Annotated in this window: 15 protein-coding genes; 2 read left to right on the top strand and 13 right to left on the bottom strand. The window is 70.7% G+C overall.

Annotated elements, in window-relative coordinates; translation table 11 throughout:
• Positions 1 to 21: 21 nt before the first annotated feature.
• Positions 22 to 594 (bottom strand): dihydrofolate reductase family protein, encoded by a 573-nt coding sequence (locus ACFVSU_RS19680; RefSeq protein ID WP_387146917.1) that lies wholly within the window; start codon positions 592 to 594, stop codon positions 22 to 24.
• Between the two features lie 78 nt (positions 595 to 672).
• On the opposite strand from ACFVSU_RS19680, the gene ACFVSU_RS19675 reads away from it, so the two are divergent.
• Positions 673 to 2,082, top strand: a complete 1,410-nt coding sequence (locus ACFVSU_RS19675) for a PLP-dependent aminotransferase family protein (RefSeq protein WP_387146914.1) — start codon at positions 673 to 675, stop codon at positions 2,080 to 2,082.
• A gap of 49 nt (positions 2,083 to 2,131) precedes the next feature.
• Here ACFVSU_RS19675 and ACFVSU_RS19670 read toward each other — a convergent pair whose 3' ends face one another.
• From ACFVSU_RS19670 to infC, 11 genes are all read right to left on the bottom strand, one after another.
• The gene (locus ACFVSU_RS19670) at positions 2,132 to 2,872 is read right to left on the bottom strand and encodes a dienelactone hydrolase family protein (RefSeq protein WP_387146911.1); all 741 of its coding nucleotides are present in this window, start codon (positions 2,870 to 2,872) and stop codon (positions 2,132 to 2,134) included.
• Positions 2,873 to 2,894: 22 nt separating this feature from the next.
• The gene (gene pheT, locus ACFVSU_RS19665; protein WP_387146908.1) at positions 2,895 to 5,429 is read right to left on the bottom strand and encodes a phenylalanine--tRNA ligase subunit beta; all 2,535 of its coding nucleotides are present in this window, start codon (positions 5,427 to 5,429) and stop codon (positions 2,895 to 2,897) included.
• The gene (pheS, locus tag ACFVSU_RS19660; RefSeq protein ID WP_387146905.1) at positions 5,429 to 6,478 is read right to left on the bottom strand and encodes a phenylalanine--tRNA ligase subunit alpha; all 1,050 of its coding nucleotides are present in this window, start codon (positions 6,476 to 6,478) and stop codon (positions 5,429 to 5,431) included. Before pheS ends, pheT begins: the two co-directional genes overlap by 1 nt.
• A 44-nt stretch (positions 6,479 to 6,522) precedes the next feature.
• Positions 6,523 to 7,440: an amino acid ABC transporter permease gene (locus tag ACFVSU_RS19655; RefSeq protein ID WP_387146903.1), complete on the bottom strand. Its 918-nt coding sequence runs from the start codon at positions 7,438 to 7,440 to the stop codon at positions 6,523 to 6,525.
• Positions 7,437 to 8,084 (bottom strand): amino acid ABC transporter permease, encoded by a 648-nt coding sequence (locus tag ACFVSU_RS19650; protein WP_387146899.1) that lies wholly within the window; start codon positions 8,082 to 8,084, stop codon positions 7,437 to 7,439. The genes ACFVSU_RS19655 and ACFVSU_RS19650 overlap by 4 nt, the downstream gene beginning before the upstream one ends.
• A 78-nt stretch (positions 8,085 to 8,162) precedes the next feature.
• Positions 8,163 to 9,080 (bottom strand): glutamate ABC transporter substrate-binding protein, encoded by a 918-nt coding sequence (locus ACFVSU_RS19645; protein WP_387146896.1) that lies wholly within the window; start codon positions 9,078 to 9,080, stop codon positions 8,163 to 8,165.
• A gap of 117 nt (positions 9,081 to 9,197) precedes the next feature.
• Complete coding sequence (locus tag ACFVSU_RS19640) at positions 9,198 to 10,013, bottom strand: amino acid ABC transporter ATP-binding protein (RefSeq protein ID WP_387146893.1); 816 nt, start codon at positions 10,011 to 10,013, stop codon at positions 9,198 to 9,200.
• 76 nt (positions 10,014 to 10,089) lie between these two features.
• On the bottom strand, positions 10,090 to 10,890 hold the full coding sequence (locus ACFVSU_RS19635) for a TrmH family RNA methyltransferase (protein WP_387146890.1): 801 nt from the start codon (positions 10,888 to 10,890) through the stop codon (positions 10,090 to 10,092).
• Between the two features lie 127 nt (positions 10,891 to 11,017).
• Positions 11,018 to 11,401, bottom strand: coding sequence for a 50S ribosomal protein L20 (rplT, locus tag ACFVSU_RS19630; RefSeq protein ID WP_045297244.1), 384 nt, complete (start codon positions 11,399 to 11,401; stop codon positions 11,018 to 11,020).
• 32 nt (positions 11,402 to 11,433) lie between these two features.
• Entirely contained in the window at positions 11,434 to 11,628 is a 195-nt protein-coding gene (rpmI, locus tag ACFVSU_RS19625; protein ID WP_045297246.1) for a 50S ribosomal protein L35, read from the bottom strand.
• 71 nt (positions 11,629 to 11,699) lie between these two features.
• Positions 11,700 to 12,389 (bottom strand): translation initiation factor IF-3, encoded by a 690-nt coding sequence (gene infC / locus ACFVSU_RS19620; protein ID WP_310290083.1) that lies wholly within the window; start codon positions 12,387 to 12,389, stop codon positions 11,700 to 11,702.
• A 269-nt stretch (positions 12,390 to 12,658) separates the two neighbouring features.
• Here infC and ACFVSU_RS19615 point away from each other — a divergent pair, with 269 nt between their 5' ends.
• On the top strand, positions 12,659 to 13,075 hold the full coding sequence (locus tag ACFVSU_RS19615; protein ID WP_387146885.1) for a DUF1844 domain-containing protein: 417 nt from the start codon (positions 12,659 to 12,661) through the stop codon (positions 13,073 to 13,075).
• 28 nt (positions 13,076 to 13,103) lie between these two features.
• On the opposite strand, the gene ACFVSU_RS19610 is transcribed toward ACFVSU_RS19615, so the two are convergent.
• Positions 13,104 to 14,498 carry a pyridoxal phosphate-dependent decarboxylase family protein gene (locus ACFVSU_RS19610; RefSeq protein WP_387146882.1) on the bottom strand — a complete coding sequence of 465 codons (1,395 nt, stop codon included), beginning with the start codon at positions 14,496 to 14,498 and terminating at the stop codon, positions 13,104 to 13,106.
• Positions 14,499 to 14,551 lie beyond the last annotated feature (53 nt).

The following is a 14,551-nucleotide window of genomic DNA, read 5'->3' as shown; positions in this document are numbered from 1 at the left end:
CTCCGCCGACGGCAGAGCGGTTCAGCCTGAAGCGTCGGCGAGCACCGCGAACGCGACGCCTGTGACGTCGCGCCCACGCCGCCATGATCGGAGCGCCAGCTCCTGCGGCGCCTCGAGCTCGGCGAACAGCCGGATGCCGCCTCCCAGCAGGACCGGCACGACATGCAGCAGGATCTCATCGACGAGGCCGTCGCGGAGGAACTGCTGCGCGACGTCGGGGCTGCCCATGATCACCACGTCGCGGTCGCCGGCGGCGCGCCGCGCCTGGGCGAGGGCCGTGGCCGGGCCCTCCGAGACGAAGGTGAAGATCGTGCCGTTCTTCGCCTCCGGCGACCGCCGCTCATGGGTGAGCACGAAGACCGGACTCGAGAACACGTCGTCGTCGCCCCACGGCTCCTGGCCGGCGTTCCAGGTGCGCCGCCCGAAGATGATCGCGCCCGCTCGCCGGAAGCGGTCGATCAGCTCGACGGCCGACGGATCGGCGTCGGCGCCGTCCGCGTCGTCCAGCCAGCGGTGCAGCCGGGACAGATCGTCGCCCGGCCCCGTTGCGAATCCGTCGACCGAGACCGTGACGTACAGCACCGTCGAACCCATCAGCGGCTCCTTTCGCGATCGGAAGCTCCGACACGAGGAGCGTACGGCGGCAGCGGACCAGTGATATGGTCCGATTTCGTGGCACAGAAATGGACCACTTCGGATCTGGTGCTCGCCCTCGCCATCCGGCCCGGCGCGCGTCTCGGGGTGCGGATGCAGGCCGCGCTGCGCGACGCGGTCCGCGGTGGCGTGCTCCGGCCCGGCGACATCCTCCCGCCGACGCGCGAGCTGGCGGTCGAGCTGGGCGTCGCCCGGGGAACCGTGGTCCACGTCTACGAGCAGCTCGCCGCCGAGGGATACCTCGTCGCGCAGCCGGGCGGCCGCACCCGCGTCGCCTCCGGAGCGACGCCGTCCGCCGGCTCGGCCAAGCCGGCCCGCGCCGCCGCGTCCCCGCGTCTGGATCTTCGGCCGGGAGTCCCCGACCTGCGTCGCTTCCCCGCCGGCGACTGGGCGTGGGCGTACGCCGAGGCGACGCGGAGCATCGGGGCCGCGGACGTCGACTACGGCGACGGGCGGGGTCGCCCCCGGGCACGCGCGGCCGTGGCGGATCACCTGCGCAGGGTGCGCGCGGCCGACACCGATCCCGACCGCGTCGTGCTCTGCCTGGGCTTCGCTCAGGCGCTCACCCTGCTCCTGCCGGCACTCGCCGAGCGCGGGGTCCGCGTCCTCGCGGTGGAAGACCCCGGCGACCGTGCGATCGACGTCGTGGCGCAGGCGGCGGGGGTCGCCCTGGCGCCCATCCCCGTCGATGCCGACGGCCTCCGGGTCGAGCTCCTCGACCAGGCGCAGGCCCAGGCCGTGCTCGTCACGCCCGCGCACCAGTCGCCGACGGGCGTCGTGCTGTCGGCGTCGCGCCGCCGGGAGCTCATCGCGTGGGCGGCGCGGACCGGCGGATGGATCATCGAGGACGACTACGACTCGGAGTTCCGGTACGACCGGCAGCCGATCGGCGCGCTGCAGGGTCTCGCCCCCGCGCGGGTCGTCCTCGTCGGATCGGCCAGCAAGAGCCACGCCCCCGCGGTGCGCACGGCCTGGATCGCCGCGCCGAGCGCGCTGATCGACGTTCTCGCCGCACGCCGACGCGTCGCGGATCGGGGCGGTCCGGTGCTCGGCGAGCTCGCGTTCGCAGCCCTGCTCGACTCAGGACGCCACGACAAGCACGTGAGGGCGATGCGCGCCGTGTACGCGGCCCGGCGCGAGACCGTCCTCGACGCGCTCGCCCGCCTGGGCCGGGACCTCGTGCTCACCGGGGTGTCCGCCGGATTCCACGGCGTGCTCGAACTGCCGGTCGGTGCGGACGAGTCTGCGGTGGTGGCAGCGGCCGCGGCGCGCGGGGTGCGCGTGGTGGGACTCGGATCGTTCGCGCGCAACCGCGGTGATCTGCCGCCGTCGCTCGTGATCGGCTTCGGCGACATCGACGGCGAGGGCGTGCGCGACGCGCTCCCCCGGCTTCGCGACGCCATCGACCAGGCGATGGGACGGCGCTAGGTTCGGCTGCCGGGCGCACCGGGGCGCGGGTCCGGCCCCCGACGGAGCGTCAGACGCGGTTGCGGAGGAAGGCCGTCACACGCTCCCAGGCGTCGGCCGCGTCGGCCGGGTTGTACCGGCGGCCGGTGTCGTTGAAGAACGCGTGCGCCGAGTCGGGGTACACGACTGCGGCGAACTCGACACCGGCCTCCGCCATCGACTCGGTCACGGCAGGAAGCGCGTCGATGAGCGCGGGGTCGTGCTGCCCGTAGATCGCCAGCACCGGTGCGGAGATGCCGGCGATGCGGTCGGCCGACGGCGCCGTGCCGTAGAACGGCGCGACGGCGCGCACGCGGTCGTCGTGCGCGGCGAGCAGGAACGCGTACGTCCCGCCGAAGCAGAAGCCGGTCGCGGCGATCCGATCGTCGACCCCGGGCTGCTCGGCGAGCCAGTCGACCACGGCGCGGAGCGCGGCGACCGCCCAGGCTGCGTACTCGGGCGCGCGCATGCCCGACAACGCCTCGCGCATCCGCGGCTGCGCCGCGGTGCGCGCCTCCTCGTCGTCGCTGTTCACCAGCGCGAAGAGCTCCTCGCCGAGCGCGGGGGCCACGCCGCCATGGGTCAGGATGTCCGGCGCGGCGACCAGCCACCCTTCGGCGGCGAACCGGTCGGCCACGTCGGTGATGTGGCCGACCAGGCCCCAGATCTCGTGGATGAGCACGAGCCCGCCGATCGGGTCGCCCGCGGGGCGGGCGACGTAGACGTCGATGACCTCGCCGTCGGCGAGCGGCACCGTGATCATCTCGGGCATCTGGGCACCTCCGATACGGATGCTACTCGCGCAGCGTCGCCCCGAACCGCTCGGTCGCGACGGCCACCCCCGCGAGCTTGGCCTCGGTCGCCTCGGCGGCCGTGAGCGTGCGGTCGGGGGCGCGGAATCGGAGCGCGAAGGTGAGGCTCTTCTCGCCCTCGGGCACGCCCTGCCCGCGATAGTCGTCGACCAGGCGCACCGACTCGAGAAGATCGCCGGCGCCCGAGACGAGCGCTCCGCGCACCTCTGCGGCCGGCACGTCGGCCCCGAGCACCAGCGACACGTCCTGCGTCGCGGCCGGGAAGCCCGACAGCGAGGCCGCGACGACCTTGTCCCCCGCGAGCGAGAGAACCAGGTCGAGATCGAGCTCCGCGACGATGACGCGACCCGGAAGATCGGATGCCTCGGCCACGGCCGGCAGCAGCTCGCCGACGTAGCCGACCTCGGTGCCGTCGACGGAGAGCACACCGGTGCGGCCCGGGTGCAGCGCGGCGCGCTGCCCCTGAGCGACATCGATCGTGACGCCCGCGGCGGCCGCGATCGTGCGGACGGCATCGAGCGCGTCGGCGAGGTCCGCGGTCACCGGCGCGATGCCGGGCTGCTTCGCGACGAGGCTGCCCGTGAGCAGCACGGCGACGTGCCGGTGCTGCGGCGGGATCGAGGCGTCGAGCTCGGCAAGGGTCGCGGCATCCGGTCGCACTGCCAGCGGCGGCACGAACGTCGTTCCATATGGCACGCCGGCCTTCGGGAGGAAGACGACGCCGGTCTCGAAGAGCGACAGGTCGGTGAAGCCGCGCGACACGTTGCGGTGCGCGACCTGCAGGAGGCCGGGCACGAGCGAGCGGCGCAGGAACGGGGCCTGCCCGTCGAGCGGGTTCGCGAGCTTCACGCTCGGGAGGTGCTGCCCCGAGGCGGAGCCGTGGAGGTCGTTCTGGTCCTCGGTGGTGAACCCGAACGACGGCGTCTCGACGAAGCCCGCAGCGGCGAGCGCGTTCGCCACGCGACGGCGGCCCTGCTGCGCGGCGGTGAGACCGCGGCCCGACGGCGGCAGCGGCAGCACCGACGGGATGCGGTCATAGCCCTCGATGCGGGCGACCTCCTCGGCGAGCGTCCACTTGTCGGTGAGGTCGGGGCGCCACGATGGCGGGATGACCTGCCATCCTTCGCTGCCCTCGGCGCCGACGACCTCGCAGCCGATGAGCCGCAGTGCGGCCTCGATCTGGCCCGGCGTGTAGTCGACGCCGATGAGGCGCTGCACGAACGTCGGCGGCAGCTCGATGCCGGGGATGAACACCTCGGCGAAGAGGGCGGCGCCGTACGCGTCGTCGCTGGTGCCGCCGGCGTACTCGACCATGAGGTCGGCCACGCGACGTGCGGCGACGAAGGGCACGAGCGGGTCGACGCCGCGCTCAAAGCGGCGGGATGCCTCGCTCGGCAGCTTGTGCCGACGGGCCGTGCGCGCGATCGACACGGTGTCGAACGTCGCGGCCTCGATGAGCACGTTGCGCGTCGCGTCGCCCATCTCGGTCGTGCCGCCGCCCATGACGCCGGCCAGGCCGATCGGGCCAGAGTCGTCGGTGATGAGGAGGTCTTCGACATCGAGCGTGCGGACCTTGCCGTCGAGCGTCTCGAGCTTCTCGCCCGGAGTTGCCCGCCGCACGGTGATGCCGCCCTGCAGCTTGTCGAGGTCGTAGCCGTGGATCGGCTGGCCGAGCTCGAGCATCACGTAGTTGGTGATGTCGATCAGGATGCCGAGCGAGCGGATGCCCGCGAGCGACAGGCGCGAGATCATCCACGCGGGGGTCGGCTTCGTGGGATCGACGTCGCGCACGACACGGGCCACGAACTCTGTCACGCCCGCGCGGCCGCGGATGGGGGCGAGGTCGTCGGCGCTCACGGGGAAGCCCGCGCCCGGCGCGATGTCTTCCCACGTGCGCTCAGCCGGGTCGCGGAACGCGGCGCCGGTCGAGTGCGAGTACTCGCGCGCGACACCGCGGATCGACAGCGCATAGCCGCGGTCGGGCGTCACGTTGATCTCGACGGCGACGTCGTCGAGGCCGAGCAGCGAGATCGCGTCGGTGCCGACAGGCGCGTCGATGCCGAGTTCGACGAGCCGGAGGATGCCGTTGTGCTCGTCGCCGAGCCCCAGTTCACGGGCCGAGGCGATCATGCCGTCCGACACATGGCCGTAGGTCTTGCGCGCGGCGATCGGGAACGGGCCGGGGAGCACCGCGCCGGGAAGCGTCACCACGACCTTGTCGCCGACGAAGAAGTTGCGGGCGCCGCACACGATGCCGTGCACCGCGTCGCCGCCGTCCGCCGCGGTCTCGCCGTCGGGCGCGACGCGCACCTGGCACCAGCGGATCGTCTTGCCGTTGGACTGCGGCTCCTCGACGAACTCGAGGACCTCGCCCACGACGATCGGACCCTGCAGCTCGAAGCGGTGGACGTCCTCCTCTTCGAACCCGACGCGCACGAGCGCCGCGAGGACGTCCTCGGGCGCGGCATCCGCGGGGACGTCGACGTACTCACGAAGCCATGAGAGCGGGACGCGCATCAGACCACCATTCCGAACTGCTCGCTGAAGCGGACATCGCCCTCGGCCATGTCGCGCATGTCCTGGACGTCGCTGCGGAACATCAGCGTCCGCTCGATGCCCATGCCGAATGCGAAGCCCGAGTACTCCTCCGGGTCGATCCCCGCCGCGCGCAGCACGTTCGGGTTGATCATGCCGCAGCCGCCCCACTCGATCCATCGGGCGCCGCCCTTGAAGGTGGGGTGCCACAGGTCGAGCTCGGCCGACGGCTCGGTGAAGGGGAAGAAGTTCGCGCGGAAGCGCGTCTTCGCCTCGGCGCCGAACAGCACCTTGGCGGCGTGGTCGAGCGTGCCCTTGAGGTGCGCCATCGTGATGCCCTTGTCGACGACGATGCCCTCGAACTGGGTGAAGACGGGCAGGTGCGTCGCGTCGAACTCGTCGGTGCGGTACACGCGCCCGGGGCACAGGACGTACAGCGGCAGGTCGCGCTCGAGCATCGAGCGCACCTGGACCGGGCTCGTGTGCGTGCGCATGACGAGGTGACGCTCCACCGGGTCGACGAAGAACGTGTCCTGCATCTGGCGGGCGGGGTGGTCGACGTCGAAGTTCAGCGCGTCGAAGTTGAACCACTCGTGCTCGAGCTCGGGCCCCTCGGCGATCTCCCATCCCATGCCGACGAAGATGTCGGCGATCTGCTCCTGCAGGAGAGAGATCGGATGCCGCGCCCCCACGCGCGCGCGAGCCGCGAGCGCGGTGATGTCGACGCGCTCCGCCTCGAGCTTCGCGGCGGTCTCGGCCGCGGCGAGCTCCTCCTCGCGGGCGGCGAACGCCTGGTTCACGCGGCCGCGGGCCTGACCGACCAGCTTGCCGAACTCGGCCTTCTTGTCGTTCGGCACGTCGCGCAGCCGCGCATTGAGCTTCGCCAGCGGCGAGCCCTCCGCGGAGTGCGCGGAGCGCGCGGCCTTCAGCGCTGCGGTGTCGCCCGCGGCCGCGATGGCCTCGAGGGCGGCGTCGACGGCGGCGTTCACCGCCTCAGGCGAGATCTCGGTGGTTTCGGGAGCGTCGGACACGAGAGACGAGTCTACCGACGGCTCGGGGCAGGACCGGTCCGGGTTCAGGCGCCTCCGCCCGTGCGGTAGTCGGATCCGTCGTTGACGCGCTGCGCGACGATGAGCTCGGTGTCGGTGCCCGCCGGCGCGTTGGCGGCAGCGACCTGCGGCACCCGCGGCGAGCGCCGCGTGCGCTTCTCGACGAGGTACGCCACATACGAGAGCGCCAGACACAGCGCCACGTAGATCGACCCGCCGATGATGGCGGACGGGATGAGCGGCGAGTTGTACAGCGCCTGCGAGCCCAGCAGCTTCACGAGGTACAGCAGCTCGTGGAAGGTGATGATGAAGCCGAGCGCGGTGTCCTTCAGGGTGACGACGAGCTGCGAGATGATGACCGGGAGCATCGCTCGGACCGCCTGCGGGAGCAGCACGAGCCGCATGACTCCCGACTTGCGCAGCCCGATCGCGTACCCGGCCTCGCTCTGCCCGCGGGGCAGCGACTCGACGCCGGCGCGGATCACCTCGGCGAGCACCGAGCCGTTGTAGGCGATCAGGGCGATGACGACGGCCCAGTACGGCGACATCTTGATGCCGACCACGGGCAGGCCGTAGTACAGCAGCATCATGAAGATCAGGACGGGGATGGCCCGGAGGATCTCGACGATCCAGCCCACGGGGATCCTCAGCCACGCGTGGTCGGACATGCGTCCGAGCGCCAGGACGAAGCCGAGCGCGATGGCGCCGACGGCGGCGACGGCGAACGCCGACAGCGTGTTCCACGTCGCCTCGAGGAACAGCATCCAGATCGAGGAGTAGGTGAAGAGCTCCCACTTCTCGGGGCTGAACTGGCCGGTCTCGTAGAAGCGCCAGAGCACCCAGCCGATGAAGCCGAGCACGACGAGGATCGTCACCGCGCCGATGATGCGGTTGCGGACGACCGCGCGGGGACCGGGGACGTCGTAGAGGACGGAACTGCTCATCGTGCGATCCTCCACTTGCGCTCGAGGATGCGTTGGAGCCAGGCGAGCAGGAGCACCAGCACGACGAAGATCACCATCACCCACAGCAGCACGACCAGCTGGTTCTCACCGCGCTCGCTGAGGTTCGAGCGCACCGTTCCGAGATTCACGACGGAGAAGCCGGCGGCGACCGTCGTGTTCTTGAGCAGGGCGATGAACACGCTCATCATCGGCGGGATCACCGATCGGGTCGCCTGCGGGAGCACGACCAGCGACATCACCTGGCCGAACGTGAGGCCGAGCGCACGGGCCGCCTCGGCCTGCCCGACCGGAACGGTGTTCACGCCCGAGCGGATCGTCTCGGCGACGTACGTCGCCGTGTAGATGCCGAGTGCGGCGGTCGCCAGCACGATCGGCGACACGCGCTGCTGCAGCATGATCGGCAGGCAGAACGCGAAGAAGAACATCACGAGGGTGAGCGGGGTGTTGCGGATCCAGTTGACGTACACCCCGCCGACGGCGCGCGCGATCGGCACCGGCGAGACGCGCATGGCGCCCACGATGAACCCGAGCACGAGCGCGATCAACCCGCCGCCGAAGAACAGCACCAGTGTGCCGACGATCGCCTCGCTCCACAGGTCGCCGTTGTCTGTGATGACTCCCATCGCACCGCCTTTCCTCGTTCATCGCCGCGGCAACCGACCCGCCGTGGCGGCGCCGCGAGGGCGCCGCCACGGATCGGGTCAGCTGACCGGGTCGACCTCCGGCTGCTCGCCCTTGACGCCCGAAGCGCCGAGGTTGTTGTCGAAGATCTGCTGCCAGATGTCGCCGCCGTCGGTGAACATCGTGTTGATGTACTCCTGCAGCGCCGTGTCGCCCTTGGCGAGACCCACGCCGTAGCGCTCCTCGCTGAAGACGTCGCCGACGACCTTGAGGTTGTCAGGGTCCTGCGCGGCGTAGCCGATGAGGATCGCCTCGTCGGTGGTCACCGCGTCGACCTGGCCGTTCTTCAGGTCTTCGACACAGGCGGAGTAGGTGTCGTACTCCTTCGTCTGCGCCGTGCCCATGTCCTTGATCCGCTGGATCGAGGTGGAACCCGTCGCCGAGCAGACCACCATGTCGGACGTGAGCGATTCAGGCCCGTCGATGGTGTCGTTGTCGGCGGCGACCAGCAGGCCCTGGCCGGTCACGAAGTACGGACCGGCGAAGGAGATCTGCTCCTTGCGCTTGTCGGTGATCGAGTACGTGCCGACGTAGTAGTCGATGTCGCCGTTCACGATCGCCTGCTCGCGGTTCGCCGACGGGATCGCCTGGAACTCGATCTGGTCCTCGTCGAAGCCGAGCGAGGCGGCGATCCAGCGTGCGATGTCGATGTCGAAGCCGGTCCGCTCACCGGTGGTGGGGTCGAGGTAGCCGAGACCGGGCTGGTCCTCCTTGACGCCGACCTTGACGCTCCCGCGCTCGGTCATGGCGTCGAAGGTCGGGCTGCCCTCGATCGTGACGTCGGTGGCGACGGTCCAGGGCGTCGACGAGGTCTCCTCGTCACCACCCGCCGCCGACTCCGACGGGGCCGCCCCCGGCGTGCCGCTGTTGCACGCGGTGAGGGCGAGAAGGGCGGCGGCTGCCAGGCCGACGCCCGCGATCAACTTCGTCTTGCGCATGTGTTCCTCCTGTTGCATGTGTTTCCACGGGTTCCGTATGTTCCGACGTCGGGTTCGTGCGGTTCGAAGTCTGAGATGTGTGCTCGTGTCGTCCTTCCGACGGCTGCGGCGAGGGGTTCAGTGCGTGAGCAGCTTCGAGAGGAAGTCCTTCGCGCGCGAGCTCTGCGGGTTCGTGAAGAACTGCTCGGGGGTCGATTCCTCGACGATCTGCCCGTCGGCCATGAAGACGACGCGGTCGGCCGCCTTGCGGGCGAAGCCCATCTCGTGCGTGACGACGATCATCGTCATGCCGTCCTGGGCGAGGCCGACCATGACGTCGAGCACCTCGTTGATCATCTCCGGGTCGAGCGCGCTGGTGGGCTCGTCGAACAGCATCACCTTGGGCTGCATCGCCAGGGCGCGTGCGATGGCGACGCGCTGCTGCTGACCGCCCGACAGCTGGGCCGGGAGCTTGGACGCCTGGTGCCCGACCCCGACGCGGTCGAGCAGCTGCTTGGCGACGGCCTCGGCGTCCGCCTTCTTCATCTTCTTGACCTTGATCGGCCCGAGGGTGACGTTCTCGAGGATCGTCAGATGCGAGAACAGGTTGAACGACTGGAACACCATGCCGACGTCGGCACGCAGCCCTGCGAGGGCCTTGCCCTCCTTCGGGAGCTCCTTGCCGTCGATCGTGATCGTGCCGCTCGTGATCGTCTCGAGGCGGTTGATCGTGCGGCACAGGGTCGACTTGCCAGAGCCGGAGGGACCGATCACGACGACGACCTCACCGCGGCTGACGGTGAGGTCGATGTCTTTCAGCGCCTGGAAGTCGCCGTAGTGCTTCTGAACGTTCGAGATCTGGACGAGGGGATCACCGCGGCGGACCGAGATGTTGCTCGTCGGATTCGCCTGCGCGGCCGGCTGTTGCGCCTGCGCACTGTCATCGGGCGTCATAGCCACACCCTAGAACCGCGCTCCGACACGATGCCAGAGGCTCGCCCGCGTCTTAACCGTGTTGTAACAGGGCCCCTCAGCGCGCCGCGCGCTGCGCGAAGGCGGTCTCGTACAGGCAGACGCTGGCCGCGGTGGCCAGGTTCAGCGATTCGGCCGCGCCGTAGATCGGCAGCCGCAGCGAGAGGTCTGCCAGCGCCAGCGCGTCCTCCTCGAGGCCGCGGGCCTCGTTGCCGAAGAGCCACGCCGTCGGCTCCGCGAGCACGTCGCGCGACCCGAGGAAGTCCCCTCCCCCGACATCGGCGGCGATCACGCGGACGCCCGCCTCGTGCGCCTTCGCCACGGCCGTCGCGAGATCGACTCCGACCGCGACCGGCACGTGGAACAGGGACCCGGTCGTCGCGCGCACGACCTTGGGGTTGTACGGATCGACGGTGCGTCCGGTGAGCACGACGGCGTCCGCGCCGGCGGCGTCGGCCGCGCGGATGATCGTGCCGAGGTTGCCGGGGTCGCGCACCTCCTCGCAGATCGCGACGAGACGCGGCGAGGCGGCGAAGACGTCGCGCAGGGACGTCGGCGACTGACGGGCGACCGCGACGATGCCCTGCGGGGTCACGGTGTCGGCCATCGCGTCGAGCACCGCCTCGGTCGTGTAGACGACCTCGAGTCCGGCGTCCTTCGCGGCGTCGCGCACGTCGGTGTGCTTCTCGAGCGCGGTGGGCGTGGCGAAGATCTCGACGAGCGTGTCGGGCCGGTACGCCAGCGCCTCGCGGGCGGCCTGCGGACCCTCCAGCAGGAACAGGCCGGTCTCCTGGCGGGCGCTGCGCTTCGTCAGCTTCGCGACGGCGCGGACACGCGGAGAGCGAGGGTTCTCGAGCACGGCTCTCAGTCTAGAGTCGCGGCATCCCCATCCCGGAATGCGTTTCTCACCGTCTGCCGCCGTCCGCACATGCGAAAAGGGCGCCCTCCGTGAGGAGGACGCCCCTTTCGAGACAACGGATGCCGATTCAGGCGCTCTTGGGAGCGTTGACGTTCTCGGGCAGCGCCTTCTTGGCGGTCTGGACGAGCGACGCGAACGTCTTGGGCTCGTTCACCGCGAGCTCGGCGAGCATGCGACGGTCGACCTGCACACCCGCGAGGCCGAGGCCCTGGATGAAGCGGTTGTACGTGATGCCGTTCTGACGGGCAGCGGCGTTGATGCGCTGGATCCACAGGCGGCGGAAGTCGCCCTTGCGCTTGCGACGGTCGCGGTACGCGTAGACGAGCGAGTGGGTGACCTGCTCCTTCGCCTTGCGGTACAGGCGCGAACGCTGGCCACGGTAACCCGAGGCACGCTCGAGGATGACGCGACGCTTCTTGTGGGCGTTGACGGCCCGCTTGACTCTAGCCATTTCTTGATGTTCCTAACTTGCGTCGGCGCGCGTCAGCGGCCGAGGAGCTTCTTCGCGACCTTGGCGTCGCCCGGGGCGAGGACCTGCTCCTGCGACAGGCGGCGGGTACGGCGGCTGGGCTTGCCCTCGAAGTTGTGGCGAAGGTTCGCCTGCTGCTTCATGAGCTTCCCGCTGCCGGTGACCTTGAAGCGCTTCTTGGCGCCCGAGTGGGTCTTCTGCTTCGGCATCTCTTCTTCCTTCGTTTCACTTCCCGCCCAGGCGGGAGTCGGTATCCCGCGGTGCGGGAGTCTGTGGGGCCTTACTCGGCCGTCGCTGCCTCGGGGGCTGCGGCCGGCGCGTCGGCCGCAGGGGCCTCGGTCGCCTCGGCGGCGTCGGCCGTCGTCGCGCCGCCGCTCCGGGCGGAGCGGGCAGCTTCCTTGTTCGCGGCGCGCTGAGCGTTCTGCTCGGTCTTCACCTCGGACTTGTTCTTGTGCGGTGCGACCACCATCACCATGTTGCGGCCGTCGATCGTGGGGTTCGATTCGACCGTGCCGAACTCGGCGACGTCCTCCGCGAACTTGCGGAGCAGGCGCACGCCCTGCTCGGGACGCGACTGCTCGCGACCGCGGAACAGGATCATCGCCTTGACCTTGTCGCCGGACTGGAGGAAGCCCTCGGCGCGCTTGAGCTTGGTGATGTAGTCGTGGGCCTCGATCTTCAGACGGAACCGGACCTCCTTGAGGACGGTGTTCGCCTGATTGCGACGCGCTTCCTTGGCCTTCTGCGCAGCCTCGTACTTGAACTTGCCGTAGTCCATGATCTTGACCACGGGCGGCTTCGAGTTGGGGGCCACCTCGACGAGATCGAGGTCGGCCTCCTGGGCCAGGCGCAGCGCCACCTCGATGCGGACGACGCCGACCTGCTCTCCGTTCGGACCGACGAGGCGGACCTCGGGGACCCGGATGCGGTCGTTGGTGCGGGGATCGCTGATGCGGAACTCCTTGGGTATATGGGCTGGACCACCGCGACACGCAGTCGTATCGCGGGCGGAGGAAGATCCACTCCACCCGTCAGACGCTTCGAGCGCCGACTTCCTGCACCCTCTCCGGTGATGGAGTTCCCGTCCGGTCGCCCCGACGGCTACCCCGGCCGCAGAACGGTCGGGGCGGAGTGCATGACCCGGTAGCCTGGAACGGCAAGCGCGGGTGGGATGTGATCCACTTTCCGATCCGGTACAGAACGCACCGGAGACCGCAGCAGTCTATCAGAGAGAACGGCGTGGACACGATTCGAGACCAGGACGGCGATCAGACGAGCGCGACGGCAGTGGATGCTGAGCGCCAGGCGCGCTGGGAGGAGCAGGAGCGGGCGGCCGCCTCGGCCTCGCGCGACATCGCCGATGTGTCGGCCGTCGAGGTCATCACGACAGCCGCGGTTCACCTGATGAGCGCCGCCGCCGTCAAGGTGGGGCTGGCCGACGACCCCGAGACGCAGACCGACCTCGACGAGGCCCGCAAGCTCATCAACGCCCTCGCAGGGCTCATCACCGCCGGCGCGCCCGAGATCAGCGACATGCACGCCCGCTCGCTCCGCGACGGCCTGCGCTCGGTGCAGCTCGCCTTCCGCGAGGCCTCGGTCATCCCCGACCCGATCGGCAGGGGCCCCGGCGAGAAGTGGACCGGCCCGGTCACCTGACCCGGTGACACTCCCCGGCTCCTGGGGCTCAGTCCTCGAGCCCCAGAGCCGCCGCGCCGCGCGCGACCGCGTCGACGGTGCGGCGGACCGCCTCCGCATCGGTGCCGTGGTTGCTCACCGAGAACCGCACCACCGCGCGTCCGTGCCAGGTCGAGGATGAGGCCCACACCGTCCCCTCGGCGCGCAGCCACTCCCCCAGCGCCGCGGTCGACGCATCATCCCTCGCGGCGAGGCACACCTGCGTGAACACGACGTCGTTGAGCACCTCGAGCCCGGGAATCGCCCGGAATCCGGCCGCGAGGGCGGTTGCAGCATCCGTCAGCCCGTCCACCAGCTGGGCGACTCCCTGACGGCCGAGCGACCGCAGCGCGGCCCAGACCGGAACCCCGCGCGCCCGGCGCGACATCTCGGTGACGTGGTCGTAGGGGTCGGCGACGCCGGCCGTCTCGGGGAGATAGGCCGCGTGCGCGCCGAGGGCCGCGGTCATCGCCGCCTCGTCGCGGACGATCGCGACCCCGCAGTCGTAGGGGACGTTGAGCGTCTTGTGGGCGTCCGTCGCCCACGAATCCGCGTGCGCGACACCCTCGACCAGGTGCCGCGATCGCGGGCTCGCGGCGGCCCATAGTCCGAATGCACCGTCGACGTGCACCCACGCGCCCGCCAGATGCGCCACTTCCACGGCCGCGACGAAGTCGTCGAAGGCGCCGGAGTGCACGTCGCCCGCCTGCAGGGCGACGATCGCGGGGTCGTCGCCGTGCTCGTGCAGCGCCCGCGCCAGTCCGTCGACGTCGATCCGGCCCTGCGCGTCCGCGCCCACTGTTCGGGGAGCACCGAGGCCCGACATGCGTCCCGCCAGGACGACCGAGGTGTGTACGGCGTCGCCCGCGAAGAAGCGGACGGGCGGCAGATCATGCAGTCCGGCGGAGGGGTCGCCCCCACGTTCGCGGACGAGGGCGTCGCGGGCGGCGATCAGACAGGCCAGGTTCGCGCCCGTGGCGCCGGTCGAGGAGCCGACTCCGCTGTCGGGCGGCAGCCCGAGGACGTCGAGGAGCCATCGTCCGGCGGTCTCCTCCACGGCAGCCGTCGCCCCGGCGACCTGACGTGGCCCCGTGTTCTGGTCCCAGGCCGACACGAGCCAGTCCGCCGCGAGTGCCGCCGGATAGGTGCCACCGGTCACAAGGCCGTAGAAGCGTGAAGAGCCCATCGCCATGAGACCCGGTTCCGCGGCAGCCACGAGCTCCGCCACGACGGAGGTCGCGTCGCTGGGCTCATCGGGCAATTCGGCTGCGAAGCGATCGCGGACCGCATCGGCATCGAGCTCAGGGCGGATCGGGCGCTCGTCGAGCGAATCGAGCCACGCCATCGCGTGGCGGTGCGCCGTGTGCAGCGCCCGCCCGTAGTCACTGCTCGCCCCGTGCTCCATCCGCCACCTCCGCGGAGCCGATCATCCACTGGCCGGCCGGGGGCCGCAAGGGC

Origin of the sequence: Microbacterium sp. NPDC058062, assembly GCF_042885375.1 — a bacterium.
Lineage (GTDB): Bacteria > Actinomycetota > Actinomycetes > Actinomycetales > Microbacteriaceae > Microbacterium > Microbacterium trichothecenolyticum_C.
The sequence above is the reverse complement of the archived record's forward strand: the minus strand, read 5'-3'. Positions and strand labels throughout refer to the sequence as shown.

Bases quoted from the DNA above. Each gene is read 5' to 3' on its own strand.
- ACFVSU_RS19650 (WP_387146899.1), bottom strand. From the start codon at position 8,084: ATGGGAGTCATCACAGACAACGGCGACCTGTGGAGCGAGGCGATCGTC.
- ACFVSU_RS19610 (WP_387146882.1), bottom strand. From the start codon at position 14,498: ATGGAGCACGGGGCGAGCAGTGACTACGGGCGGGCGCTGCACACGGCG.
- ACFVSU_RS19640 (WP_387146893.1), bottom strand. From the start codon at position 10,013: ATGACGCCCGATGACAGTGCGCAGGCGCAACAGCCGGCCGCGCAGGCG.
- rpmI (WP_045297246.1), bottom strand. From the start codon at position 11,628: ATGCCGAAGCAGAAGACCCACTCGGGCGCCAAGAAGCGCTTCAAGGTC.
- rplT (WP_045297244.1), bottom strand. From the start codon at position 11,401: ATGGCTAGAGTCAAGCGGGCCGTCAACGCCCACAAGAAGCGTCGCGTC.
- ACFVSU_RS19645 (WP_387146896.1), bottom strand. From the start codon at position 9,080: ATGCGCAAGACGAAGTTGATCGCGGGCGTCGGCCTGGCAGCCGCCGCC.
- ACFVSU_RS19655 (WP_387146903.1), bottom strand. From the start codon at position 7,440: ATGAGCAGTTCCGTCCTCTACGACGTCCCCGGTCCCCGCGCGGTCGTC.
- pheT (WP_387146908.1), bottom strand. From the start codon at position 5,429: ATGCGCGTCCCGCTCTCATGGCTTCGTGAGTACGTCGACGTCCCCGCG.
- ACFVSU_RS19680 (WP_387146917.1), bottom strand. From the start codon at position 594: ATGGGTTCGACGGTGCTGTACGTCACGGTCTCGGTCGACGGATTCGCA.
- ACFVSU_RS19670 (WP_387146911.1), bottom strand. From the start codon at position 2,872: ATGCCCGAGATGATCACGGTGCCGCTCGCCGACGGCGAGGTCATCGAC.